Here is a 25568-nt window from a genome sequence, read left to right on the forward strand (position 1 = left end):
GCAGGCATGTTCAGCACCGGAGCAGTCCGCTACCTGGTCGCCGATGTCGACCGGGCAGTCGGCTTCTACACCCAGCATCTGGGTTTCGAACTGCTGCGGCAGCCCGCACCGGCATTCGCGGCGATCGCCAGCGGCTCACTCACGCTGTGGCTGAGTGGGCCGGGGAGTTCGGGGGCCCGTCCGCTGACCGACGGTCAGACTCAGACTCCTGGCGGATTCAATCGGATCGTGCTCGAAGTCGAAGACCTCGATTCGGCGATCGGCGAATTGCACGGGCGCGGAATCGAATTCCGCAACGACCTCGAAGTCGGCCCGGGTGGCAGGCAGATCCAGTTGAGCGATCCGGACGGAAACCCGATCGAGCTGTTCGAGCCCGCGCCGGTCAGGACGCCTGCGGAGTGACCGGCGGCGGAAGCACCGGGAAGGGCGGCGTCTCGACGGGCGGCCACGCGCCCAGATCGTCGCGCGGGGTCGACACCGCCAGCAGCGCGTAGACGAGCGCCGCGATGGCCGCCGGGAACAGGATGGTCGCGGCGATCTGCAACGGCGTGTGCCCGAAGAACACCGGCGGCGCCTCGACGACGTAATGCACGCGATGTTCGGGTGTCACGGGCGCGGCGGCGACGTCGACGGTGCCGTAACGCCAATGCACGAGTACAGCCCCGACGCCGGCGGCCGTTGCGGCCGCGGCGGCGCAGCCGGCGGCCAGCGCACCGACCAGCACCGGCCCGCGGTGAACCCGCCACTGCCACAACGCAACTGCCGACACGACGGCGAGCACCACGAGCAAGCCCGAGAACATGAACGCCGCGGTGAAGAAATGATCGGATTCACTGCCGAGGTAGGCCCGTAGCCGCTCGCCACTGCGAGTCAACGCCACCACACCGTGAATCGCGGGCGCAAGCCACGCCCACAACACACCGAGCAGCGCGCCGGCCACCGCCAGGGCCGCGATGACGATCATGACCGCGCGAAGGCGCGAGACACGCGGGCCGTCGGTGACCTCGGCGGGTTCGGTGACCGCCGCGTTCTGGGTCTCGTTGGAGACGCTCACCGCTGTGTCTCGAGTTCGGTCGAATCCACCTGACCGTGCCGGGAGCACTTGGCCCACCAACCGTCCGGCCGCACCTGAACGATCATCCGGCGGCCGCATTCGGCGCAGAACCGCGGCGGTTCCAGCCCGAGCTGGGCCGTGGTGGGCAGCGCGCTGCCCGCCGGGCCACCGGTGTAGACGTTGTAAACGCCTGCGCCGACGGGCGCGGGCAACGCCGGAGATTCGTCGATCATCACCACCCTGTTCTACAGGCTGGCGTTGAGAGCCTTGATCGGCATCTGCAGATCGTCGAGGAGCTCCAGGTCAGCTTCGGCCGGACGGCCGAGCGTCGTGAGGTAGTTCCCGACGATGACGGCGTTGATGCCGCCGAGGATGCCTTGCTTGGCGCCGAGGTCGCCGAGGGTGATCTCACGCCCGCCCGCGAAGCGCAGCATGGTCCGGGGCAACGCCAGCCGGAACGCGGCCACGGCCTTGAGTGCCTCCGAGGCCGGCAGCACCTCGAGATCGCCGAATGGCGTGCCGGGGCGCGGGTTGAGGAAGTTCAGCGGGACCTCGTGCGGATCCAGCTCGGCGAGGTTGGCGGCGAACTCGGCCCGCTGCTCGAGCGTCTCGCCCATGCCGAGGATGCCGCCGCAGCAGACCTCCATACCGGCTTCCCGGACCATGCGCAGGGTGTCCCAGCGCTCCTCCCAGGTGTGCGTGGTCACCACATTGGTGAAGAACGAACGGGCCGTCTCCAGGTTGTGGTTGTAGCGGTGCACGCCCATGTCCGACAGTCGCTGCACCTGATCTTCGGTGAGCATGCCGAGCGAACACGCGATCTGGATGTCGACCTCGTTGCGGATGGCTTCGATGCCTGCGGCGACCTGAGACAGCAGCCGCTCGTCGGGCCCGCGAACCGCGGCCACGATGCAGAACTCCGTGGCACCCGTCTTGGCGGTCTGCTTGGCGGCCTCGACCAGGCTCGGGATGTCGAGCCACGCGCTGCGCACGGGCGAGGCGAAAAGCCCGGACTGCGAACAGAAGTGGCAGTCCTCGGGACAGCCGCCGGTCTTGAGGCTGATGATGCCCTCGACCTCGACGTCGGGGCCGCACCACTTCATCCTGACCTCGTGCGCGAGCGACAGCAGCTCGTCGAGCCGATCGTCGGAAAGTTGCAGCACCTGCAGCGTCTGGTCCTGGTCGAGGCCTACGCCGCGCTCCAGTACCTGCTCGCGGGCCACACCCAAGACATCTACGGTTGCCTGCGTCACCGGCTTTCCTCCTGCGGTTCGTCGACCTTGAACACGTCGGCGGTGCCGACCTTGAACACCGTTCAGGTTAGGGTAATGGTGTGCAACTCCACAAACCCGACGTGGTCGCCGCGGCGACGGCCATCCTGGACAACTACGGCATCGGCGATCTGACGATGCGGCGCCTGGCGCGTGAGCTCGGCGTCAGTCCCGGGGCGTTGTACTGGCACTTCGCCAACAAACAGGAACTGCTCGGCGCGGTGGCCGACCATATCCTGCAACCCGCGCGGGTCGACGCCGCCGGACTGGGCTGGCGTGATCGGGTTCAGGCGATCTGCACGACGCTGCGCGACGCGTTGCTCTCCCACACCGACGGCGCGGAATTGGTGTCGTCCAGCTTCGCGGCCGGCCAATCGGCAACAGCTGCCGGCATCGTCGCGCAGCTGACCGACGCCGCGCACGAGGCCGGTGTGGCCGTGGACGACGCCGAACTGGCCGCTCGCACGGTGATCTACTACGTGCTGGGGTTCACCGTCGACGAACAGTCCCGGCTGCAGTGGGACGCCGCAGGCGCGCTCACCGACGAGCAATCCGTGTTCGTCCGTGACGCCAACCGGCAGTTCGCGTTCGGGTTGCGGCTGCTCGTCGACGGTCTCGGCGTGCACGGCGGCACCGAAGCCGACGTGATCGAGCGCAGCTTCGACTGACCTGGCGGCGCGTCACTGCACGCCGTTGGACACCACCGCGCTCAGCGCTGTCAACGATTCCGTTGCCCCGGACAGTTCGACCGACCCACCGCGTCCCCACGTCCACAGCGCCAGATCGGCAACCGGGCCGCGGGCCGTCGCGGTGGGGGTTGCGGTGTCGCGAGCCCGCACCGCGCGCGGCCAGTCGCCGGCTCGGCCGACCTCGACGAGCCATCTCTGGCCGGTATCGGAGCCGAGGAATTCGACCACGGCCTGCGGCTCATGCGTCGTGTCGGCGGGCTGCCAGCCCCACATGACGTCGACCGCGTGGTCCACCGCGCCCGCCGCCACCTCGGCCGTGATCGCGCTGATCGGCAGGCCCGCGGCCAATTCCGCGTCCACCCGGTGCATCGTCGCCTCGTAGGTCTGCATGCGCCTGGTGAACCCGACGGTTTGATCGGGCTCCCACCACGACCAGCGCACGGCGTCGTCGCCGAGTTCCTCGAGCTGCCTCAGCAGCGCTGCGGTGGCCTTCTCCCGCAATACCAAGAGATCGGCGACCGTCGCGGGCCGCGCGGGTTTGGATTGCTCGACGGATGCGAGATCGGCTTCGCTGCAGACGTTGCGGGCCAGTATCCCGGCCCAGAAATAGTGCACCTCGGTGAGGTGCCACAGCAGGTCGGCCGCGTTCCAATCCGGGCACGTCGGGCAGCGCACGTCGGGGTCCGTTTCGGACAGCACGTCGGCCAGGCGCTGCGCCTCGGTGCGGATGATGCCAATCCGGTCCATGCCAACCAGGATGTCAGCCGATCGGGTGCTCTGCCTTCTTGTCACCGTCCCAGTGCCGCAACCCCACGACGGTTCCGACGATCTCGGCCGGACCACCCGCGATGCGCAGCGCCGTGGCGAGCTTGGCGGGCGCGACCCGCCGGGCCAGCGTGACGTGCGGCGTCCACTGCCCCGGCTCGGTGTGCGGCAGCGCGGCGGGCGACACGAGCGGTAGGCATGCCCGGTAGACCTCGGCCTGGACGTCGAGCAGGGCAGGCGACGGCACGAGCAGCCGGGCCAACACACCTGCGGACCGCCCGAAGATCAGCGTGGCGCCCAACTGGCACGGTATGGGAAAACGATCGGTCAGCGGCCGCAGCACCGCGTCGGCGGCGGCGTCGATGTGCTGGGCGACGGTCAACGTCGCGTGCGGCCGGCCGGCCGGCGCCTGACTCGGGATACCGGCATCGCGCAGCACGTCCCAGATGTGCCGCACGGCGGCCTCGGTGTCCGCGTCGAAGACGAGCTCGACCGAGTGCACCATCTACGTGAGGCTTTCGATCCACGAGCGGTCGAAAGCCGCTGCACTCATCGCGGGGAATTCCTCGGGGCTCAGGCCTGCGGCCCCCGCGGGCAACACCGCACGCACCGGGGCCAGCTCGCCGAGCGCCTCGCGGTTGCCGAGCTCGGCGACGCCGGGGTCGGCCGGCCATGCGCCGATCACCAGTCCGGCACACGGAATGTTCTGCCCGGCAAGGGATTCCAAAGTCAATGCGGTGTGGTTGAGGGTGCCCAGCCCCGGGGAGACGACCACGAGGACCGGCGCGGAGAGATCGGCGGCGAGATCGCGCAGCGTGACACCGTCGGCGCCCAGCTCCACCAGAAGCCCCCCGGCGCCCTCCACCAGCGTCAGACGCCCGGGAGCGTCCACCGCGCGCACCCCCGCGACCAGATCGGCACGCGTCGGCAGCGGCAGCCCGGCCCGCTCGGCGGCGGCCACCGGAGCCAGCGGTTCGGGATAGCGCCAGCCGCCGTGCAATTCGGTCACCCCGGACAGCCTGCGCACCTCGCCGAGGTCGTCGTCGCCGTCGACCGTCCCGGTCTGCACAGGCTTTCCCACGGCGACATCGAGACCGGCGAGTCGGGCTGCACAAGCCAGCGCCGCGGTCGTCACGGTCTTACCGACACCCGTGTCGGTGCCGGTTATCGCCAGGACGGTCACATCGGTTCCTCGTCGGTCACCCGCGCGGTGGCAAGCACTTCGGTCAGCACACGCCCCGCGAGATCCATCTCCTCGCGCGACAGCGAAGCCCGCGCCGTCAATCGCAGCCGGGAGGTGCCCGCGGGAACGGTCGGCGGACGGAAACAGCCGACCCTGACACCGCGTTCCAGACACGCCGCGGCTGCCGCGACCGCGACCTCGGGCTCCCCCAGGATCACCGATACCACCGCCGAGTCGGGCTGCGCCGCCACATCCGAGATCCGGGCCAGTTCGGCGGCATGGGTCAGCACGGCCCGGGCCCGCTGCGGCTCGGCGATGAGCACGCGCAGTGCCGCCCAGGCCGCGCCGACCGCGGCGGGCGCGAGCCCGGTGTCGAAGATGAATGGTCGCGCCGCGTCGATGAGGTGCGCGCGCACGGCCTCCGGACCGAGCACGACCCCACCCTGACTACCGAGCGCCTTGGACAGCGTCGTCGTCATCACGACGTCGGGCGCTCCGGCCAGACCGACCTCGTGGAGCAGGCCCTGCCCACCGGGACCGCGCACACCGAGACCGTGTGCCTCGTCGACGAGCAGCAGGGCCCCATGGCGCCGGCACACCGTGTGCAGCTCACGCAGCGGCGCGAGGACCCCGTCGGCACTGAACACCGATTCCGTCACCACCACGGCGCGTTCCTCGGTGCGTGCGCTGAGCGCCGCCTCGACGGCGGCGACATCGCGGTGCGCCGACACCGTCACCCGGGCGCGCGACAGCCGGCAGGCGTCGACGAGCGAAGCATGGCTGAGCGCGTCGGAGACCACGAGCGACCCGGGACCGGACAGCGCGACCAAGGCACCGAGGTTCGCGGTGTAGCCCGATGAGAAGACGAGCGCCGACTCGGCCCCGACGAAGGACGCCAACGCGGTCTCGAAACCCTCGTGCAACTCGGTGTTGCCCGTGACGAGTCGAGAACCGCCTGCACCCGCACCCCAGACCCGCAACGCCTCGACGCCGCCGTCGAGCACATCGGGATGCTGGGACAACCCCAGGTAGTCGTTGGACGCCAGGTCCAGCTCCGCGCCGACCGGCGGACGCGTCCGAAGCTCACGTCGCAGCCCCGCCTCGCGGCGCTGTTGTTCGACGTCAGCCAGCCAGGCGAGCGGTGAAAGACCTGTGCGTGTCACCTGGTGCTCCTCAGTGCCGAGTGCGGACAACCCGCGCGAAACAGTCCGCGGGCCGACCATTGAACACCGTTCAGGTTAATGCACGGGCGACGCCGACCATCGCGGCGGTGATCTGTTCGACCTCGGCCGGCGTGCAGATGTAGGGCGGCATCGCGTAGACGAGGTTGCGGAACGGCCGCAGCCAGACGCCGTGCCGCAACGCCGCCGTGGTCGCGACGCGCATGTCGACGGGTTCGGCCATCTCGATGACGCCGATCGCCCCCAGCACCCGGACATCGGCGACACCGGCCAACTCCCGCGCCGGTTCCAGACCGTCGCGCAGCCCCGCTTCGATGGCACGAACCTGGGTACGCCAGTCGCTGTGGATCAGAAGCTCGACCGCGGCCACTCCCACCGCGCAGGCCAGCGCGTTGGCCATGAACGTCGGGCCGTGCATGAGGGCCCCCGGCTGCCCCGAGCTGATGGTCTGCGCGATCCGCCCCGTGCACAATGTGGCCGCCAACGTGATGTAGCCACCGGTCAGCGCCTTACCGACACACATGATGTCCGGGCTGACCCCGGCGTGCTCGGCAGCGAAAAGCTCACCGGTGCGGCCGAAACCCGTGGCGATCTCGTCGAAGATCAGCAGGACGTCGTGGCGATCGCAGATCGCCCGCAGATCCGACAGGTAGCGCGGATCGTGAAACCGCATCCCGCCGGCGCCCTGAACGACGGGTTCGACGATCACCGCGGCGAGTTCGTCGGCGTGTTCGGCGAGTTGCCGCTCGAACGCCGCGATGTAGGCCGGGTCGTACTCGGCGGGCACCGGCGCTGCGAACTCCTGAGCGACCAAGACGTCGGTCCACAACGAGTGCATGCCGCCGTCGGGATCGCACACACTCATCGGCGTGAACGTGTCGCCGTGATAGCCGCCGCGCCACGTCATCAGGCGGTGCTTGCCGCCGCTCCCCAGACTGCGCCAGTACTGCAGCGCCATCTTGACCGCAACCTCGACGGAAACCGATCCCGAGTCACTGAAGAACACGGTCTCCAGGCCGGCGGGCGTGAGCTCGACCAACAGCTGGGCCAACCGCGCCGCCGGTTCGTGGGTCAGGCCACCGAACATGACGTGGTTCATGGTGGCCATCTGACGGTTGATCGCACCGTCGAGAACCGGGTGACCGTGCCCGTGTACGGCAGTCCACCACGACGCCATCGCGTCGAGCACGTCGATCGGCCGGCCGTCGTCGGGATCGATCACCGTCAGCCAGGCGCCCTTCGCCCCGACCGCCACCACCGGCGGCAACGCCTCCGCGCCGATGGTGCTGTAGGGGTGCCAGATATGTGCGCTGTCGATGGCACTGATCTGCGCCGGGGTCAGGTCGGCCACAGACCGGGAGCCTATCCCTTTGCTCACACAGTGTGGTGCAGGCATCCGAAATATGAGCGGCAGGCTGTTCTTAGGTAAATTGACCTCGATCATGATGACCCTTGCCCCCGCCCGGCCGGCGCCTGTCAGCGAAACATCGCGCGCCACCCCCGCGTCCATGGGCACCCGGAAGTCGGGTTTCTACCGACACGATCTCGACGGTCTTCGCGGTATCGCCATCGCGCTCGTCGCGGTGTTTCACGTTTGGTTCGGCCGGGTTTCCGGTGGTGTCGATGTTTTCCTGGCGTTGTCGGGGTTCTTTTTCGGCGGCAAGATCCTGCGGACCGCACTGACGCCGGGGGCTTCGCTCTGGCCGATGTCGGAGGTCGTCAGGCTCGTGCGGCGACTGCTGCCCGCATTGGTGGTCGTGCTCGCGGCATCGGCGGTTCTGACGATTCTCATCCAGCCGGAAACTCGCTGGGAAGCGTTTGCTGACCAAAGCCTGGCAAGCCTCGGCTACTACCAGAATTGGGAGCTGGCGAACACCGCTGCTGACTACCTTCGCGCCGGTGAGGCAGTCAGTCCGCTCCAGCACATCTGGTCGATGTCGGTCCAGGGACAGTTCTACATCGCGTTCCTCGCGCTGATCTTCGGGTTCGCCTTCCTGTGCCGCCGGCTGTTCGGGCGGCACCTTCGGACGGCATTCATCGTCGTGCTGACCGCGCTGACGATCGCGTCGTTCGTGTACGCGATCATCGCGCACAACACCGATCAGGCGACGGCGTACTACAACAGCTTCGCGCGCGCCTGGGAACTGCTGCTCGGTGCGCTCGCCGGCGCCGTCGTCGGTTTCGTGCGGTGGCCGATGTGGCTGCGGACGGTGATCGCCGTCGTGTCGCTCGCCGCGATCGTGTCGTGCGGCGCGTTCATCGACGGCGTCAAAGAGTTTCCCGGCCCGTGGACGCTCGTTCCGGTGGGCGCCACGGTGCTGTTCATCCTGTCAGCCGCGAACCGCTCGGACACCGACCGGCTGCCCGCTCCCAACCGAATGCTGGCGACGAAACCGTTCGTGTCCCTCGGCGCGATGGCCTACTCGCTCTACCTGTGGCACTGGCCGCTGCTGATCTTCTGGTTGTCGTATTCGGGCCATACGCACGCCAATTTCCTCGAAGGCACGATCGTGCTGGTCGTGTCGGGCGTGCTGGCGTGGCTCACCACCCGCTATATCGAAGAGCCACTGCGCGCACAGACCGCGAAGGCGCCCGCGCCCGCGATCCCGCTGCGGGCGCGCCTGCTCCGCCCGACGATCGTGCTCGGCTCGATCGTCGCGCTGCTCGGTGTGGCACTCACCGCCACGTCCTTCACCTGGCGCGAACACGTCACCGTGCAGCGCGCGAACGGCAAGGAGCTGTCGGGCCTGTCCGCGCGCGACTATCCGGGCGCCCGCGCGTTGCTCAACAACGTGCGCGTGCCGAAGTTGCCGATGCGACCGACTGTGCTCGAGGCCAAGAACGACCTGCCGGCCTCCACGAACGACGGCTGCATCAGCGATTTCAACAACATCGGTGTCATCAACTGCACCTACGGCGACAAGAATGCGGCCCGCACCATCGCCCTTGCCGGCGGCTCGCATGCCGAACACTGGATCACCGCGCTCGACCTGCTCGGCCGGTTGCACAACTTCAAGGTGGTCACCTACCTCAAGATGGGTTGCCCGCTGACCACCGAGGAAAACCCGCTCGTGATGGGCGACAACCGGCCCTACCCCAAGTGCCGTGAATGGAATCAGCGCGTGATGGCGAAACTCATCGCCGACCACCCGGACTTCGTGTTCACCACCTCGACGCGACCGTGGAACATCAAGCCGGGCGATGTGATGCCCGGCACATACGTGGGGATCTGGGAGACGTTGTCGCAGAACAACATTCCGATTCTCGCGATGAGGGACACCCCGTGGCTCGTGCGCAACGGCGAGCCGTATTTCCCGGCGGACTGCCTGGCCAACGGCGGCGACGCCATCTCCTGCGGCATCGAGCGGTCCAAGGTACTCTCCGACCACAACCCCACACTGGATTTCGTCGGGCGGTTCCCGCTGCTGAAGCCGCTCGACATGAGCGATGCGGTGTGCCGTAAGGACTATTGCCGTGTGGTGGAGGGAAATGTGTTGCTATACCACGATTCTCACCATCTCTCGACGACCTATATGCGCACCATGACCAATGAACTGGGTCGCCAGATGGCAGCAGCCACCGGTTGGTGGGCGCAGCCATGACGTCGGCTTCCCTACCCGAGCCCATGTCGACGGTGTGGCCGGGCGAGGCATATCCGCTCGGCGCCACCTATGACGGGGCGGGTACCAACTTCTCGCTGTTCTCCGAGGTCGCCGAGCGCGTCGAGTTGTGTCTGATCGCCAAGGACGGCTCCGAGGAGCGCATCAACCTCGACGAGGTCGACGGGTATGTCTGGCACGCCTATCTGCCGACGGTCACGCCGGGACAGCGCTACGGCTTTCGCGTGTACGGCCCGTGGGATCCGGGCGCCGGCCACCGCTGCGATCCGAGCAAGCTACTGCTCGACCCGTACGGCAAGTCGTTCCACGGTGATTTCGACTTCTGTCAGGCGCTGTTCTCCTACGACTTGAGTGCCGAACCGGCCGGAACCGGAACCCCGCCCGGGGTCGATTCACTCGGTCACACCATGACGAGCGTGGTCATCAACCCGTTCTTCCAGTGGGGTTCCGATCGCGCCCCGAAGACGCCCTACCACGACACCGTCATCTACGAGGCGCACGTCAAGGGGATGACCCAGACGCACCCGGGGATCCCCGAGGAACTGCGCGGCACCTATGCGGGCCTGTCTCACCCGGTGATCATCGACCACCTCAAATCGCTCAACGTCACCGCGATCGAACTGATGCCCGTACACCAGTTCATGCACGATCACCGGCTGCTGGACCTCGGGCTGCGAAACTACTGGGGCTACAACACCGTTGGGTTCTTCGCACCGCACTTCCAGTACGCGGCCAACCGGCACGCCGGCGGCGCGGTCGCCGAGTTCAAGACCATGGTCAAAGCGTTCCACGACGCGGGTATCGAGGTCATCCTCGACGTCGTCTACAACCACACCGCCGAAGGCAATCACCTCGGCCCGACGATCAACTTCCGTGGTATCGACAACGCCGCCTACTACCGGCTGCTCGACGGCCAGCCGGAGTTCTACAAGGACTTCACGGGCACCGGCAACAGCCTCAACGCGCGCCACCCGCACACCCTGCAACTCATCATGGACTCGCTGCGGTACTGGGTGCTCGAGATGCACGTCGACGGTTTCCGGTTCGACCTCGCCTCGACCCTGGCGCGCGAGTTCTACGACGTCGACCGGCTGTCGGCATTCTTCGATCTGGTGCAGCAGGATCCGGTGGTCAGCCAGGTGAAATTGATCGCCGAACCGTGGGATGTCGGCGAGGGCGGCTACCAGGTCGGCAACTTCCCAGGTTTGTGGACCGAGTGGAACGGGAAATATCGCGACACTGTGCGCGATTACTGGCGGGGGGAACCCGCAACCCTGGGCGAATTCGCATCCCGGCTGACGGGATCGTCGGACCTCTACGAGGCGACGGGCCGGCGCCCGAGTGCGAGCATCAACTTCGTCACCTGTCACGACGGCTTCACGCTCAACGATCTGGTGTCGTACAACGAGAAGCACAACGAGGCCAACGGCGAGGACAACCGAGACGGCGAAAGCCACAACCGCTCCTGGAACTGCGGTGTGGAGGGGCCGACCGACGACCCCGACATCCTCGCGCTGCGCGGCAAGCAGATGCGCAACATCATCGGCACGCTGATGCTGTCGCAGGGCACGCCGATGCTCGCGCACGGCGACGAGATCGGCCGAACCCAGCTGGGCAACAACAACGTGTACTGCCAGGACTCGGAGATCTCGTGGATGGACTGGTCGCTCTGTGAGACCAACGCCGACCATCTGGCGTTCACCCGCAAGGTGGTCGAATTCCGCAAGCGACACCCGGTGTTCCGGCGCCGCCGGTTCTTCGAGGGCAAGCCGATCCGCAGCGGAGACCAGGTGCGCGACATCGCATGGTTGACGCCGTCCGGCACCGAGATGACGCCCGAGGACTGGGGTACGGGCCTGGGCACCTGCGTCGCGGTGTTCCTCAACGGCGACGCCATCGAAGCGCCGAACGCCCGCGGCGAACGCGTGGTCGACGACTCGTTCCTGTTGTGTTTCAACGCCAATGATCACGCACAGGACTTCATCACGCCGAACGGCGACTATGCCGCGGAGTGGACCGCCGATCTCGACACCGCAGACCCGACCGGTGATTCGGATCTGGTCGTGGCGGCCGGGGACAAGATCTCATTGCAGGCCCGGTCACTTCTCGTGCTGCGTAAGACGGCCTGACCGATGACGCGCCCGGTGCTCTCCACGTATCGCCTGCAGATGCGTGGGGACTGTTGCACATTCGACGACGCCGTGAATCTGCTCGACTATCTCGACGAGCTCGGCGTATCGCATGTGTACCTGTCGCCCATCCTGACCGCCGCCGACGGTTCCACCCACGGCTATGACGTCACGGACCCCACGACGGTCTCGGCCGCCCTCGGCGGGCCGGACGGACTGCGCCGACTCTCCGAGGCCGCGCACAAGAGGAACATCGGCCTGATCGTCGACATCGTGCCCAACCACGTCGGCGTCGCCGATGCGCAGCAGAACCGCTGGTGGTGGGACCTGCTCACCCATGGTCGGGCGTCGGCCTACTGCTCCTACTTTGATATCGACTGGAACCTCGACAACGGCCGAATCGTGTTGCCCATCCTGGGTTCCGACGACGATGTCGCCGATCTCGCCGTGGACGGCGACGTCCTGCGGTTGGGCGACCTGACCTTGCCGATCGCCCCGGGAACGGGTTCGGGCACCGGGGAACAGGTGCATGACCGCCAGCACTACCGGTTGATCGGATGGCGACACGGCGTGTGCGGATATCGCCGGTTCTTCTCGATCACCTCACTGGCAGCGCTCCGCCAGGAAGACCGGGCCGTGTTCGACGCGACCCACGTCGAGGTCAAACGCTGGTTCGACGAAGGACTGGTCGACGGCCTGCGCATCGACCATCCCGACGGTTTGACCGATCCGGCCGGATATCTCACGTGGTTGCGTGATCTGGTCGGCCCGTCCGCGTGGATCGTCGCCGAGAAAATCCTGGCGACCGACGAAGCCCTGGATCCCGCACTGCCGATCGCGGGCACCACGGGATACGACGCCCTCCGTGAAATCGGTGGCCTGCTCGTCGATCCCAGCGGAGCACCTGCGCTGACGGAGCTCTGCGCCGACCTCGATCCCGGGTCCGAACAGCAGCTCAAGACGACTGCGGTCACCAACACCCTGCGCAGCGAACTGAATCGGCTGTGCCGGCTCATCTCGGGTAAGACCGCCGACGACGACCCTGCGCTCGCGCAGGCCATCGCCACGCTCGTCGGCCGGATCGGCGTGTACCGGTCCGACTATCCGGCACTGTCGGCCGTCCTTCCGGTCGCACTCGCGGAAACCGGCTCGGCGGCACCGGAACTCGCCGAGTCACTGACCGCGATCGCGGTCGAACTGTCGACGAGCGCCGAAGCGTCGGCACGGTTCAACCAATTGTGCGGCGCAGCGACCGCGAAAGCGATCGAAGATTGCCTGTTCTACCGGGATGTCCGGTTGGTGTCGCTCAACGAGGTTGGCGGTGAGCCCGAACGATTCGGCGTCACCGCCGCCGAGTTCCACCAGCGGGCCGCCACCCGCGCGGCCATGTGGCCGACCGCGATGACGACGCTGACCACTCACGACACCAAGCGCGGTGAGGACGTCCGCGCCCGCATCGGCGTGCTGTCCCAAGTCCCGACGCTGTGGTCGGAGTTGATCGACCAGTGGACCGCGCTCGCTCCCCCGCCGGATGCCGCGACCGCGTTGTTCTTGTGGCAGAACATGTTCGGGGTGTGGCCGACCGATGGCAAGGTCACCACCGAGCTGCGTGACAGGCTGCAATCCTACGCCGAGAAGGCGATGCGCGAGGCTGCCACCAAAACGTCATGGCACGACCCCGATTCGGCATTCGAGGATGAGGTTCACCGCTGGCTGGACTCGGTGCTCGACGGACCGGTCGCCGCCGGGTTGACCGAACTCGTCGCGCAACTCGACGAGCACGCGCGCAGTGACAGCCTGGCGCAGAAGCTCATCCAACTGACCGCTCCCGGTATCCCGGATGTCTACCAGGGCACCGAACTGGCCGAGGACAGTCTTGTCGACCCGGACAATCGTCGTCCGGTCGACTACGCCGCCCGCCGTATCGCACTGCAGGAGTTCACCGATCCCAAGATCCGGGTGACCAGCGCCGCGCTGCGGCTCCGCCGCGAACGGCCCGACATCTTCCGCTCCGCCGGGTACACGCCGCTGCAGGCCGCCGGTACGGCCGCGCCGCATCTGGTGTCCTACCAGCGCGGCGCCGACGTCGTCGTGGCTGTCAGCCGGTGGACCGTCGGATTGGCCGAAACCGGCTGGGGCGACACGGTTTTGACTCTTCCTGACGGAGATTGGCTGGACCGCCTCAGCGGGCAACGGTGGACGGGAACGGTACTCGCCGCCGACCTGTTCGCGAACCTGCCGGTCGCACTGCTGGAGCGCGAACCATGACCGAATTCGCCGTGTGGGCGCCGAACCCGCGCATCGTCCGGCTCGACGTCGACGGCACCATGCACGAGATGACCCGGTCGGACGACGGGTGGTGGCGGGCCGAGGTGACCTGCCCCGACGACGCCCGGTACGGATTCGTCCTCGACGACGATCCGAAGGTGCTCCCCGACCCGCGCTCACCACGGCAACCCGACGGCGTTCATGAACGCTCACAACTGTGGCAGCCCGCCCCCGGCGCCTGGACCGACGCGGGGTGGGCGGGTAAGTCCATCGCCGGTGCGGTGATCTACGAACTGCACACCGGCACGTTCACGCCTGAGGGCACGTTCGACTCCGCGATCGAAAAGCTGGACTACCTGGTGGATCTGGGCGTCGACTTCGTCGAGTTGATGCCCGTCAACGCCTTCAGCGGAACACACGGCTGGGGGTACGACGGGGTGCTGTGGTACGCGGTGCACGAACCGTACGGCGGCCCCGACGGACTGGTCAGGTTGATCGACGCGTGCCATGCCCGCGGACTCGGCGTCCTCATCGACGCGGTGTTCAACCATCTGGGCCCGTCGGGCAACTACCTGCCGCGGTTCGGCCCCTACTTCTCCGCCGGTGAGAATCCATGGGGAAGCTCGATCAACCTGTCCGATGCCGACGCCGACGAGGTGCGCACCTACATCATCGAGTGCGCGTTGCGCTGGATGCGCGACTTCCACGCCGACGGGCTGCGATTGGACGCCGTGCATGCCCTGATGGACAACACCGCGATCCACATCCTCGAAGAACTGTCCGCCGAAACCGACACGCTCGCCGAGCAACTCGGCAGACCGCTGTCGTTGATCGCGGAGAGCGATCTCAACGATCCCCGCCTGATCACGCCGCGCGACCGCGGCGGATACGGCTTGACCGCGCAGTGGGACGACGACATCCACCACGCCATCCACACCGCGGTATCGGGTGAACGGCAAGGTTATTACGCCGATTTCGGCTCACTGCAGACGTTGGCGACCACGCTCAAGAACGGCTACTTCCACGCCGGGACGTATTCGTCGTTCCGGCACCGCAGACATGGGCGCCCACTCGACACCACCACCATCCCGGCCACCCGGCTGCTTGCCTACACCCTCACCCACGACCAGGTGGGCAACCGCGCGGTCGGCGACCGCCCGTCCCAGCGACTGACCTTCGGTCAGCTCGCCGTCAAAGCCGCGTTGGCACTCGGATCGCCTTACACCGCGATGCTTTTCATGGGCGAGGAGTGGGGTTCGTCCTCGCCGTTCCAGTTCTTCAGCTCCCACCCCGAACCGGAGCTGGCCCGCGCGACCGCCGAGGGCCGCAAGGCCGAGTTCGCCGAACACGGCTGGGATGCCGACGAGATACCCGACCCGCAGGATCCGGCGACATTCCAACGGTCCAAGCTGAACTGGGACGAGGTCGGCGAGGGCGAGCACGGCAGGTTGCACGCCATCTACCGCCGCCTGATCGCCCTTCGCAAGACCGAGCCCGATCTGGCCGATCCGTGGCTCGATCACATGCGGATCGAGTTCGACGAGGCACAGCGCTGGATCGTCATGCAGCGCGGGGCCCTGTCGATCGCGTGCAACCTCGGCGCCGAGGCCGTGAAGATACCGGTCACCGGCGAGGTGGTGCTGGCGTGGGACGAACCCGGTACGGAGTCGGGGATGACGGTACTCGGCGGGCACAGTTTCGCGATTCTGCGAACGGTCAACCCGTTGTCGACCGACTGAGCGGGACCTGACCTCAGGTGAGATAGCGGTACGTCGGCGAACCCGGCTCGAGCAGCTCGACGTGGATATCCGACGCCTCCATGCGCGCAAGCAGACCTTCCAGATCGGCCGCCGAGCTCAACTCGATGCCGCACAGCGCCTCGCCCGTCTCCCGGTTGTTGCGCTTGACGTACTCGAACAGTGTGACGTCGTCGCCGGGGCCGAGGATCTCGTCGAGGAAGCGACGCAGCGCCCCAGGCTCCTGAGGGAAATCGACGAGGAAATAGTGCTTGAGGCCCAGATGAACCAGTGAGCGCTCCAGCACCTCGTTGTAGCGGGTCACGTCGTTGTTGCCGCCGGAGATCAGGCACACGACCGTCGATCCGGGTTCGATGTCGGCCTCCAACAACGCGGCGACCGACAGCGCACCCGCGGGCTCGGCGATGATGCCCTCGTTCTGGTACAGGTCGAGCATGGCGGTGCAGACCGCGCCCTCGTCGACGGTGGTGATCGACACCATGTTTCCGGCCGCGGCGAGAGCGGCGTACGGCAGAGCACCGGCGCGCGCGACGGCCGCGCCGTCCACGAACTGATCGACATGCTCCAGCGTCACCGGCTCACCGGCCGAGAGTGCGGCGATCATCGACGCGGCCCCGGCGGGTTCCACCCCCAGCACCGCGGTGCCCGTCGTGCGCTCGGCCAAGTATGTCGTCATACCGGCGATGCAGCCGCCGCCACCGACCGGCACGATCACCAGGTCGGGCTCGCCGTCGAGCTGGTCGAGCAGCTCTGCGGCGATGGTGCCCTGGCCGGCCATCGTGCGCACATCGTCATACGGCGGAACCAGCGTCGCGCCGGTTCGGGCGACGTCGTCGAGTGCGGCGGCCGCGGCCAGGTCGTAGGTCGATCCGACGGCGATGAGCTCGATGAACTCGCGACCGTGGTAGCGGATGCGGTCGCGCTTCTGCTTCGGGGTCTTGGCCGGCACATACACCCGGCCGTGGGTCTTCATCGATCGGCAGGCCATCGCGAAGCCCTGCGCGTGATTGCCTGCCGATGAACACACGACGCCTGCGGCGAGTTCATCGGCCGACAGCTGCGCCATCAGGTTGAACGCCCCGCGCACCTTGTACGAGCGCACGGCCTGGAGATCCTCGCGCTTGAGGTACACGGTCGCGCCGGTGGCCTCCGACAACCGCTCGCTGATCTGCAGGGGGCTGCGGGTAACCACACCCGAAATTCGCTGAGCAGCCTCGTCGATGTCAGCCGCGGTAAGCGGCGCCACTCGGGAGTCTTTGCTCAGTTCGGCAGTCACCGATCAATAGTGCCACTGGCCAGCGTTTTCACTTAATCGGGGTCAGGACAAACACCGGAATCTGGCGCTCGGTCTTCATTTGGTAATCGGCGTAGTCGGGAAAAGCCGCCACCGCGCGCTCCCACCACACGGCCTTCTCGTCGCCGAAGACCTCGCGGGCCTCGTAGTCGCCGACGGCGGCGCCGTCCTGCAGTTCTACGTGCGGGTTCTTCTTGACGTTGTAGTACCAGACCGGGTTCTTCGGTGCGCCACCCAGCGAGGCCACGACCGCGTACTGGCCGTCGTGCTCGACCCGCATGAGCGGCGTCTTGCGGATCTTGCCGGTCTTGGCGCCGACGGTGGTCAGCAGGATCACCGGCCTGCCCTGCAATTCGGTGCCCTGGGTGCCGCCGGAAGCCATGTAGGTCTCCGCGTTCTCCCTGGCCCAATCCGACGTGCTCGGCTCATATTCTCCGGTCAGAGGCATGACGCCAGCCTAGGCTCACAACCTGAAGTGATGATCCTCATTCAGGGTTTCGGCTGGCCGAAATCATTCTTGCGAGCTATCGTTGTACACATGACCGCAGCCGGGAACTTTCGCAGCGCCACCTCCCGGGCCGACCGCGAGATCTCCATCGCCGGGGTGCCCTGGCCTGCCTACAAGGTCATCGCCCTCGCCGTCGGCGCCATCGTTCTGGTTCTCGTGGGTCTCGCGACCTTGAGCGCCGCTCCCGCGGTTCTGTCGGGCGCCGCGGCCGCCACCGTGGTGTGGCTGGCCCTCGGCACCTTCTCGTCGTCGGACCGCTAACTTTCGAGCAGGCCGCGCAGCGTCTCCAGGTCAGCGGCCACCGCTGCGGCGTCCGCGTCGAATTCCTCGTCGGACATCCCTGGTCGCTGCCGCACTGTGAACACGACCTCGCACCGCGCCTCCCCCACACCGGCAGGCAACACCCGCATCGGGTTGTAGACCGTTTCGCCCGACGGCAATCGCACGACATGGTCGAGCACGCCATAAGTGTTGGGCGGTGTGAATTCGACGCTCACCTCCCCCATCGGGGAATCGGCGACCCATCCGTCCGCCGTGAGGCGTAGGCCGCCTTGGGCGAGCCCGGCCGCCCACCGCGTCATCTGGTGCGGATCGGCGGCGAACGCGTAAACCGCATCGGGTGAGGCTTCGATCCACACGCTTATGTGTCGGCTCCGCATGTGTACAGGGTAGGCCAGCCCAGTGCTCCTCCATCCCCTCCGAAGCAAGCAGGACGTGGAATCCCAAGGGGCTGAACAGATTAGGCGCACCGTTCAGTCGACGATGAGGTGTAGGTTCTGACCTATGGGACTTGCAACCGCGCACTTGTCGCCAGTCGAGCAGACGGCATTTCTCACGGTCTATGCCCGCGCACTCGACAGCCGGTGGGCGCGCCCGATCCTCGGCGATACGCTCGCCGCCGACGTCGTCGGTCAGATCGACTACGACTTCGCGGGCCTTGGAGTCCAGACCAGCGTGGTGTGCCAAACCGCGCTCCGCGCAAAGATGCTCGACGACCGGTTGCGCGCATTCGTCGTCGAACACCCGGACGCGGTTGTGGTTGACCTCGGTGGCGGGCTCGACAGCGGTCTGTATCGCGTATCACCGCCGGACACGGTCGACTGGTACAACGTCGATCTCCCCGGGATCACCGCGTTACGCGAGCAGGTTCTTCCGCTGCATGCGCATTCGCATTGCATAGCCGCGTCGCTCGCCGACAACCGGTGGCCGGCCGGCATCCCGGCCGACCGCCCCACCATGGTGGTGGCCGACGGCCTGTTCGCGTTTCTCAGCGAGCCGGTCATCGTGAGCGTCCTGCGGACCGTCACCGACCACTTCGCTTCTGGTGAACTGGCGTTCAACGACTACGGACGCATCGGCTGGGTGAGCCGTGCGGCCATCAAGCTGTATCCGCAGAAGATGTTCAAGGACGTCGGAAGCCAGTGGGGCTACCCGGGATTCAAGGATGCACACCACCCGGAGACCTGGAACCCGAGACTGAGCCTGGTCGAGGAGGCGAGCCTCACCCGCGCTCCCGAAGTCGATCGGTTCCCGGGTTGGCTACGGGTGGCCACCAGGCTCAGCGCGAGAAGCAGAACGGCGGCCCGCAAGGCGCGAATTCTCCGTTACCGGTTCTGATCTGGCCGGGTGATCTGTCAGCAATCTGCGTCGATTGTCAGCCCGGCAAGCACCTCATCGAGCGCCTTCTGGGTGACGGCGTCAAGTGGCCGGGCGGGCAGCCGTACCCTTTCCGAGGCGATGATCCCCCGCCGCACCAGAACGTGCTTGTGCACCGACCATGCCTGACCAGGGCGCACGCCTAACCGAATCAGTGGCTGCAGCCGGTCGAACGCGGCACGAGCCTCGGCGCGCCTGCCGGCCGAGAAAGCGTCGAGCACGGCACGCAGATGGTCGGAGAACTCGCAGGCCGGCATGGTGCCGACCGCGCCGTTGTCGTACTCCTCGATCAGGTCCTGAGCGTTCTGACCGCCGAGGACCGCGAAGTCCGTCGCCGTAGCCGCGACGATTGCGGCGATCTTCACTGGAGTGGGAGGGGCTTCCACCTTGACCGACGCTATTCCCGGAACCGCGGCGAGCTTGACGATCTGCGCGACACCGATGTTGACCCCCGTCACACCGGGGGCATCCTGCACCATGACGGGAACGCCCGCGGTGGCCGCCACTTCGGTGACGAACTCCCACACCTGCTCCTGCGACGGCTTGGCCAGGTACGGCGGAAGCACCATCAGATGGTCGGCTCCCCCTTCGACGGCCTCTTCGGCCATCTCGAGTGCCGTGACGGTGCTGGTGGCGTTCACCCCGGCGACGAGCGGAAGTTCACTTCCGGCGACCGCACGGACTTCACGCAGGATCGCGGCGCGCTCGGCACGCGTGAGGGCGAACCCTTCGCTGGCCATCCCGAAGACCGCGAGACCATCCACGCCGCAGCGCATCTGAAACTCGATGAGCGACCTCAGCGACGCCAGATCGAGCTGTCCGTCCGGGTCGAACGGGGTCGCCAGAATCGGGACGAGACCGGTGGGGGCGGGCCGGGATGTGTGCACTGCTCAGTTCTCCTCTGCGAGATGGGCTACCAGGTCGACATCGACGTCGATGCCCAAGCCGGGGCCGGTGGGTACCGCGAACCCGGTCGGGCCGGCATCTATCGGCGTGCGCAGGATCCGCTGCGCGACGGGCACGGTGTCCGGCTGAAATTCGAAGTACGGGCAGTCGGGCGTGGCGGCGCTGACATGTATTCCGGTCGCGAGCGCGATACCCAACCCGACCGAGTGGTGGTATGCGAGCGGAACATGGAATGCCGATGCGAGCTCGGCGATCGCGACGGCTTCCGTGATTCCGGTACGCGCGACGTCAGGCTGCGCGATGCGCAGCGCACGGCGAGTAAGCCAGTCGGCGAACTCGTAGCGATGGCGCATTGACTCACCGACTGCGATCGGCGTCGTGATCCGCTCAGCCAGCTCGCGGTGTCCGGCAACGTCTTCCGGGGCCAGCGGCGCCTCGAGGAACACCGCGCCCCGCGAGTCGAGTTCGCGTCCGAGGGTGACCGCTTCGCCGATCCGGTACGCCCAGTGTGCGTCCACGGCGATACGCAGGCCGGGGGCTGCCGCCGCGACCGCGTCGAAGGTCGCGAGGTCGGCCCCCACCCCCTTGCCCAAGGCGAGCTTGACCATCCGCGCGCCGGCTTGCTCCCAACGGGCTGCGAGCGCGGCCCGGCCCTCGTCCGTCGGTTCAGGTAGGCCGGAGACGTATGCGGGCACCCGCTCGCGGTGCGCCCCGCCCAACAACTGGCTGACTGAGAGCCCGGTGACCTTGCCGTGCAGGTCCCACAGCGCGATGTCGACCGCTGCAAGCGCGTCGGCCTGGTGCCCGCCGAGGTGACCTCGCTCGCGCATCAGGTTGCGCAAGCGCTCCCAGATCGGGCGGACCTGCCGTGGGTCCTGGCCGACCAGTTGTGGTGCGATCAACCGGTCGACGACCACGGCCGCGATCTCCGGGCCGACGGGCGCCAGTGCCTCCCCCCAGCCGACCTGCCCATCGTCCGCTCGCACCGCGACGAGCATGGTCTCGAACCGGCCGGAATACAGGCTTCGCCATGGTTTGCGCACCACGTAGCCCTCCTCGGCGGTGAGCTCCGCGCCGTCGTCCATGGCGCCCAGGTAGGCCCGCTCACCTCGCTGTTTCAACACGTAGGTGGTCACTTCGGCAATGCGCACCGGCAACTCCGTTCCATCTCATTGACAGCCACCATCTTTGCAAGAGGCTTGCATATGATGCAACTCACTGCCAATATTTGGCGCATGGCAGTGGAGAAAAGTGGAAACCAGAGCGTCGAACGAGCAGCAGCGGTGCTCCGACTGTTCACCGGAAGAAGCCCGGCCCTCCGGGTCTCGGATGTTGCCTCCGCGCTGGACCTCGGGCTCTCGACAGCATCGCGACTGCTGGCGACGCTGGAAACGGTGGAGCTGGTCAAGCGCGATCCGGTCAGCCAGCTCTACGAACTAGGCCCGGCGGTGATTGCGATGGCCGGGGTTGCGCTCAACAATGAGCCCGTCTACCGGCAGTCCAGGGCCGTCACCCAGCGACTTGCCTGGGAGCTGGGCCTCGGCGCCAATGTCGCGGTCCGCCGCGGCGACTCGCTCTTCTATCTGCAGAACGTGGAAGGGCCGCTTGCGCACAAGTCCTATTCACTTCTGGGGCAACGCAATCCGTTGCATGCGACGGCAATGGGCAAGTGCCTGATACTTGAGCTTTCCCGCGCCTACCGGGTTGAGCTACTCGGCGCCGGGCCACTGGCGGCCTACACCAGCCGCACGATCACCGATCACGATGCGCTCGACGACGATCTACGGCGTTGTGCCACACGCGGTTACGCGACCGAAGTCGAGGAGCTGGCGCTGGGCCGCGCCTGTATCGCCGCCCCTGTCCGAGACCACACCGGCGAAATCGTCGCGGCGCTTTCGGTGTCGGGCGCCCTGTCCGCCATCAGCTTGTCCGAGCGCGAGGCGGCCCTCGGCGCAATTGTCATCGAGGCCGCTGACTCCGTGAGCGCGAGTCTCGGCTACTTGGGCCACACCCCGACTGTCCCCTCACATCCATGACAACGAACGACGGAGTTCACATGCCAGCCCCGACCCACCTCAACGCCGACGCCGCACCGGCGACAACTCCCTCCCGGCGGGTACTGATCGCCGGCACGATCGGCAACTTCGTCGAGTGGTTCGACATCGGTATCTACGGAACTTTGTCATCTGTCATCGCCTCCAACTTCTTCGCGAAGGGCGACCCGACCTCGGCCATCCTGTCGACCTTCGCCATCTTTGCCGTCGGGTTCGCGATCCGGCCGCTCGGCGCCCTCTACTTCGGTCCGCTCGCAGACCGCATCGGCCGCAACCGCGTCCTCGCGATCACCGTCATCGTGACCTCCGTCGCCACGTTCGCGATCGGCGTGCTGCCGACCTACGCGAGCATCGGTGCGCTGGCACCGATGCTGCTCATCGTGGCGCGTCTGGTACAGGGATTCGCCGCGGGTGGTGAAACGTCCAGCTCGGTAGGCCTGCTCTTCGAGTACGCGCCCCGAAACCGGCGCGGCTTCTACACGAGCTTCGGGGCGAGCATCGGATTCGTCGCATTCGTGGCGGGGGCCGGCCTGGCACTGATTCTGACCCTGATCTTCGGCGACGAACAGTTGACCGAGTTCGCCTGGCGCATTCCGTTCTTGATCGCCCTTCCGCTCGGGATCGCCGGGCTTTATCTCCGGATGAGACTCGATGACACACCGGAGTTCATCCGGCTCGAAGAATCCGGCGAGGTCGCCGCGTCACCGCTGAAGGAGACCTTTCGAACCGGCCGCAAGGCGATGCTGATCCTCGGTGGGGTGATTGTCCTCAAAGGCGTCGCACACTGGGTGTTGCAGACGTACATGGTCAGCCACCTCAGCCGCACTCTTCACTTCAGCGCGGCCGAGTCGTTCACAGCGTCGACGATCTGTATGGCGGTGGTGGCCTTGTGCATTCCGGTGGCAGGGCTGCTGTCGGACCGGGTCGGCCGCAAGCCGGTGATGATCCTCGGCGCTGCCGGTCTGATCGCCTTGGCCTGGCCCGCACTCGTCCTGATGACCCTCGGAAACGCCGTGCTGGCGGTGCTCGCGATGGTGGTCCTCGGACTGCCGCTCGCCGCGTACGACGGCGCGGTCAACGCCAGCATGGCTGAGCTCTTCCCGTCGCGCATCCGCACCGGTGCGATCGCGATCCCGTACAACATCGTGGTCAGCCTGCTCGGCGGTACTGCGCCCTACATCGCAGCCTGGCTCACGGCGGTGTCGGGCTACACGCCCGCGCCGGCCTTCTATTTGATGCTCGCCGCAGCCATCACCCTTGTGACGGTAATCGTCTGGGTCAAGGAGACCACCGGGCCGAACGCACAAGTCGACGTGGTGGCGTGAGGCCGCGATGCTGCCATTACCCGCGGGGTAATCGACGGCGGAACGGGCTCGAGTGATCGTCAAAGCGTGACCTTGCGCATCGGAATCATGCTGCCCAGCCGCGAAACGGCCATGACCGGGCGGCACGACGCCGCAGGACTCGTGGAATTCGCTCGTACCGCAGAGGATTACGGTTTCGACTCGGTCTGGACCGGCGACTCCCTGCTGGCCCGCACCCGGGTCGAACCGCTGTCACTGCTCGCTGCTGTCAGTGCGGTCACGAGCCGGATCACCCTCGGTACTGCGGCGCTGATCGGTCCCCTGCGTCCGCCGCTGTTGACGGCTGCGCAGGCCGCGACCGTCGACCAGTTGTCCGGTGGGCGTCTGGTGCTCGGGCTCGGTTCGGGCGCACCTGTTCCCGAGAGCCGACGTGAATTCGATGCGGTGTCAATGCCGTTCAGCGCGCGGGCCGCTCGGCTCGACGAGGCCGTCGCTCTATGGCGGCAGGCATGGACCGGCACGGGTCGATTCAGCGGCCGCTACTGGCAGGTCGACGATCTCGACGGGGCGCTACCACCGGCACGGCCCGGTGGTCCACCGCTGTGGCGGGCCGGCGGTGACACCGATGGCGTGATCGCGCGCGTTGCCGACCACTACGACGGCTGGCTACCGTACCTTCCCGATGCCGGCGCGTATGCCCGAGCCTGGGACCGAATCCGCGAGCGGGCCACGCGATCGGTGACGCCTGCCCTGTATGCCACCGTCAACATCAACGCCGACCGGGCCCGTGCGCACACCGAACTCGATTCTCACGCCCGCGCCTACTACCGTCAGCCGTTGGACGCCATGCGGGAGATTCAGGCGTACCACGGTGGGTCGGTCGCCGAATGCGCCGACTGGCTCAACCGGTATGTCGAGGCGGGCGCGCGGCACGTCATCCTCCGGATCGGCGCACCCGACCCGCACCCGGCGATGCTTGCCGAGCTTGTGAGCGTCGTCCGTGGGATGCGCGCTCAGGCCGGCACAGCGTCGTGAATTCCGCACGTGCACGAGTCAATTGACGGGCAGGTGCACTTCATACCCCATTCGATGATGTCCCTGGCACGAGCCAGCGACCGCATCTGCGCATCGATCTCGGTGAGCTTCGCCTCCGCCAGGGCCCGCGCCCGCGGCCGGCCCGGGGTGACGTCTGCCATCAACACGGTGATCTCGTCGAGTGAGAAGCCGGCCGCCTTGCACAGCCGAATCACCTCAAGCCGCACCAGGACCGATTCTTGGTAGCGCCGCTGGCCGCCGGCGCGCTCGGGGGGCGGGATGAGACCGACCCGCTCGTAGTAACGCAGCGTCGTCTGCGCGACGCCCGTACGACGCGCCACCTCCCCGATCGTCAGGCGTTGGGTCATCGCGACCTCCTCGATCCAGGGCTTGACTTAGAGTCAACTCTAAGTCGTTGACTTGGACACATGCCACTCACTGGAAGCACGCTCGACACCCTGCGCCGGTCCCGCTACGCACTCCTTCGCACGTACCGCCGCGACGGCACAGCCGTCGACACCCCGATCTGGTTCGTACTGGAGGGCCGAACGATGTTGTTCCGCACCAAGATCGGGCCCAAGACGCGACGGATCACGGCGCGGCCCGATGTCGAACTCGTGCCATGCGACTACAAGGGCCGCGTGACGGGCACAGATCGGGTGACCGGACGTGCCACCGTGCTGACCGGCGCCGAGGCGCAACGCGGCAACCGGGCCCTGCATCGCCGTTATGGCTGGCAATGGAACGTCGTGCCGGTGCTGAAGATCCCCGGCGTCACCAACGTGCACCGCGATCTGCCGCTGCGCGAAAAGCTGCGGCGTGCCCACGATCGGAACGTGTGGCCCGACAGCGCGATCGTCCGCATCGACCTCGACGGGTGAGGCGCCGAAACTA

The 25568-nt window shown here is 67.2% G+C and carries 26 protein-coding genes; 12 read left to right on the plus strand and 14 right to left on the minus strand.

All coding sequences use genetic code 11. The features are described from left to right. Positions 1-6 precede the first annotated feature (6 nt). Complete coding sequence (locus AWC31_RS18665) at positions 7-402, plus strand: VOC family protein (protein ID WP_085145588.1); 396 nt, start codon at positions 7-9, stop codon at positions 400-402. Here AWC31_RS18665 and AWC31_RS18670 read toward each other — a convergent pair. From AWC31_RS18670 to bioB, 3 genes are all read right to left on the minus strand, one after another. After that, complete coding sequence (locus tag AWC31_RS18670; protein ID WP_110775163.1) at positions 383-964, minus strand: DUF2567 domain-containing protein; 582 nt, start codon at positions 962-964, stop codon at positions 383-385. The two genes, AWC31_RS18665 and AWC31_RS18670, sit on opposite strands and share 20 nt — an antisense overlap. 86 nt (positions 965-1050) lie before the next feature. Next, the gene (bsaP, locus tag AWC31_RS18675; RefSeq protein ID WP_067845884.1) at positions 1051-1287 is read right to left on the minus strand and encodes a biotin synthase auxiliary protein BsaP; all 237 of its coding nucleotides are present in this window, start codon (positions 1285-1287) and stop codon (positions 1051-1053) included. 12 nt (positions 1288-1299) lie between these two features. Further along, positions 1300-2307 (minus strand): biotin synthase BioB, encoded by a 1008-nt coding sequence (gene bioB / locus AWC31_RS18680; protein WP_085145589.1) that lies wholly within the window; start codon positions 2305-2307, stop codon positions 1300-1302. An 80-nt stretch (positions 2308-2387) separates the two neighbouring features. On the opposite strand from bioB, the gene AWC31_RS18685 reads away from it, so the two are divergent. Further along, positions 2388-2993: a TetR family transcriptional regulator gene (locus tag AWC31_RS18685; RefSeq protein WP_085145590.1), complete on the plus strand. Its 606-nt coding sequence runs from the start codon at positions 2388-2390 to the stop codon at positions 2991-2993. A 12-nt stretch (positions 2994-3005) separates the two neighbouring features. Here the strand turns inward: AWC31_RS18685 and AWC31_RS18690 are convergent, their stop codons facing one another. The 5 genes from AWC31_RS18690 to AWC31_RS18710 form a co-directional block, all read right to left on the minus strand. Beyond that, a complete protein-coding gene (locus tag AWC31_RS18690; protein WP_085145591.1) occupies positions 3006-3761 on the minus strand; it encodes a maleylpyruvate isomerase family mycothiol-dependent enzyme in 756 nt (251 codons plus the stop codon). A 13-nt stretch (positions 3762-3774) separates the two neighbouring features. Next, on the minus strand, positions 3775-4284 hold the full coding sequence (locus AWC31_RS18695; protein WP_085145592.1) for a 2'-5' RNA ligase family protein: 510 nt from the start codon (positions 4282-4284) through the stop codon (positions 3775-3777). Next, positions 4285-4962 (minus strand): dethiobiotin synthase, encoded by a 678-nt coding sequence (bioD, locus tag AWC31_RS18700; RefSeq protein WP_085145593.1) that lies wholly within the window; start codon positions 4960-4962, stop codon positions 4285-4287. Next, positions 4959-6125, minus strand: coding sequence for an 8-amino-7-oxononanoate synthase (locus tag AWC31_RS18705; RefSeq protein ID WP_085145713.1), 1167 nt, complete (start codon positions 6123-6125; stop codon positions 4959-4961). Before AWC31_RS18705 ends, bioD begins: the two co-directional genes overlap by 4 nt. Positions 6126-6195: 70 nt before the next feature. Further along, positions 6196-7494, minus strand: a complete 1299-nt coding sequence (locus AWC31_RS18710) for an adenosylmethionine--8-amino-7-oxononanoate transaminase (protein WP_085145594.1) — start codon at positions 7492-7494, stop codon at positions 6196-6198. A gap of 91 nt (positions 7495-7585) precedes the next feature. Between AWC31_RS18710 and AWC31_RS18715 the strand changes: the two genes are divergently transcribed. Genes AWC31_RS18715 through treZ form a run of 4 tightly spaced genes read left to right on the plus strand, consistent with a single transcriptional unit; the run spans position 7586 to position 15899 of the window. Then, on the plus strand, positions 7586-9745 hold the full coding sequence (locus AWC31_RS18715) for an acetyltransferase SucT (RefSeq protein ID WP_085145595.1): 2160 nt from the start codon (positions 7586-7588) through the stop codon (positions 9743-9745). Beyond that, the gene (gene glgX / locus AWC31_RS18720) at positions 9742-11892 is read left to right on the plus strand and encodes a glycogen debranching protein GlgX (RefSeq protein ID WP_085145714.1); all 2151 of its coding nucleotides are present in this window, start codon (positions 9742-9744) and stop codon (positions 11890-11892) included. Before AWC31_RS18715 ends, glgX begins: the two co-directional genes overlap by 4 nt. Before the next feature lie 3 nt (positions 11893-11895). After that, a complete protein-coding gene (gene treY / locus AWC31_RS18725; protein WP_085145596.1) occupies positions 11896-14160 on the plus strand; it encodes a malto-oligosyltrehalose synthase in 2265 nt (754 codons plus the stop codon). Next, positions 14157-15899 carry a malto-oligosyltrehalose trehalohydrolase gene (gene treZ / locus AWC31_RS18730; RefSeq protein ID WP_067845442.1) on the plus strand — a complete coding sequence of 581 codons (1743 nt, stop codon included), beginning with the start codon at positions 14157-14159 and terminating at the stop codon, positions 15897-15899. Before treY ends, treZ begins: the two co-directional genes overlap by 4 nt. 13 nt (positions 15900-15912) lie before the next feature. Here the strand turns inward: treZ and ilvA are convergent, their stop codons facing one another. After that, on the minus strand, positions 15913-17193 hold the full coding sequence (gene ilvA / locus AWC31_RS18735; protein WP_067845439.1) for a threonine ammonia-lyase IlvA: 1281 nt from the start codon (positions 17191-17193) through the stop codon (positions 15913-15915). A gap of 28 nt (positions 17194-17221) precedes the next feature. Beyond that, positions 17222-17659 carry a nitroreductase family deazaflavin-dependent oxidoreductase gene (locus tag AWC31_RS18740; protein ID WP_085145597.1) on the minus strand — a complete coding sequence of 146 codons (438 nt, stop codon included), beginning with the start codon at positions 17657-17659 and terminating at the stop codon, positions 17222-17224. A 90-nt stretch (positions 17660-17749) separates the two neighbouring features. On the opposite strand from AWC31_RS18740, the gene AWC31_RS18745 reads away from it, so the two are divergent. Further along, a complete protein-coding gene (locus tag AWC31_RS18745; RefSeq protein ID WP_085145598.1) occupies positions 17750-17980 on the plus strand; it encodes a hypothetical protein in 231 nt (76 codons plus the stop codon). Here the strand turns inward: AWC31_RS18745 and AWC31_RS18750 are convergent. After that, positions 17977-18378: a polyketide cyclase gene (locus AWC31_RS18750; RefSeq protein WP_085145599.1), complete on the minus strand. Its 402-nt coding sequence runs from the start codon at positions 18376-18378 to the stop codon at positions 17977-17979. The genes AWC31_RS18745 and AWC31_RS18750 overlap by 4 nt on opposite strands. A 124-nt stretch (positions 18379-18502) precedes the next feature. Between AWC31_RS18750 and AWC31_RS18755 the strand changes: the two genes are divergently transcribed. Further along, entirely contained in the window at positions 18503-19336 is an 834-nt protein-coding gene (locus AWC31_RS18755; protein ID WP_085145600.1) for a class I SAM-dependent methyltransferase, read from the plus strand. Between the two features lie 17 nt (positions 19337-19353). Here AWC31_RS18755 and AWC31_RS18760 read toward each other — a convergent pair whose 3' ends face one another. Both AWC31_RS18760 and AWC31_RS18765 read right to left on the minus strand, forming a co-directional pair. Next, positions 19354-20262, minus strand: a complete 909-nt coding sequence (locus AWC31_RS18760) for a dihydrodipicolinate synthase family protein (protein WP_085145601.1) — start codon at positions 20260-20262, stop codon at positions 19354-19356. Between the two features lie 3 nt (positions 20263-20265). Next, positions 20266-21432, minus strand: a complete 1167-nt coding sequence (locus AWC31_RS18765) for a mandelate racemase/muconate lactonizing enzyme family protein (protein ID WP_085145602.1) — start codon at positions 21430-21432, stop codon at positions 20266-20268. Between the two features lie 21 nt (positions 21433-21453). Between AWC31_RS18765 and AWC31_RS18770 the strand changes: the two genes are divergently transcribed. From AWC31_RS18770 to AWC31_RS18780, 3 genes are all read left to right on the plus strand, one after another. Then, entirely contained in the window at positions 21454-22317 is an 864-nt protein-coding gene (locus AWC31_RS18770) for an IclR family transcriptional regulator (protein WP_234816908.1), read from the plus strand. Positions 22318-22337: 20 nt separating this feature from the next. Further along, the gene (locus AWC31_RS18775; protein WP_085145603.1) at positions 22338-23660 is read left to right on the plus strand and encodes an MFS transporter; all 1323 of its coding nucleotides are present in this window, start codon (positions 22338-22340) and stop codon (positions 23658-23660) included. A gap of 66 nt (positions 23661-23726) precedes the next feature. Next, entirely contained in the window at positions 23727-24674 is a 948-nt protein-coding gene (locus tag AWC31_RS18780; RefSeq protein ID WP_110775150.1) for an LLM class flavin-dependent oxidoreductase, read from the plus strand. Here the strand turns inward: AWC31_RS18780 and AWC31_RS18785 are convergent. Continuing rightward, entirely contained in the window at positions 24653-25042 is a 390-nt protein-coding gene (locus tag AWC31_RS18785) for a MerR family transcriptional regulator (protein ID WP_085145604.1), read from the minus strand. The two genes, AWC31_RS18780 and AWC31_RS18785, sit on opposite strands and share 22 nt — an antisense overlap. Before the next feature lie 60 nt (positions 25043-25102). On the opposite strand from AWC31_RS18785, the gene AWC31_RS18790 reads away from it, so the two are divergent. Beyond that, positions 25103-25555 carry a PPOX class F420-dependent oxidoreductase gene (locus AWC31_RS18790; RefSeq protein ID WP_085145605.1) on the plus strand — a complete coding sequence of 151 codons (453 nt, stop codon included), beginning with the start codon at positions 25103-25105 and terminating at the stop codon, positions 25553-25555. Positions 25556-25568: the final 13 nt, after the last annotated feature.

The sequence above is a fragment of the Mycolicibacterium wolinskyi genome (assembly GCF_002101965.1).
In the GTDB taxonomy this organism is placed as follows: domain Bacteria; phylum Actinomycetota; class Actinomycetes; order Mycobacteriales; family Mycobacteriaceae; genus Mycobacterium; species Mycobacterium wolinskyi.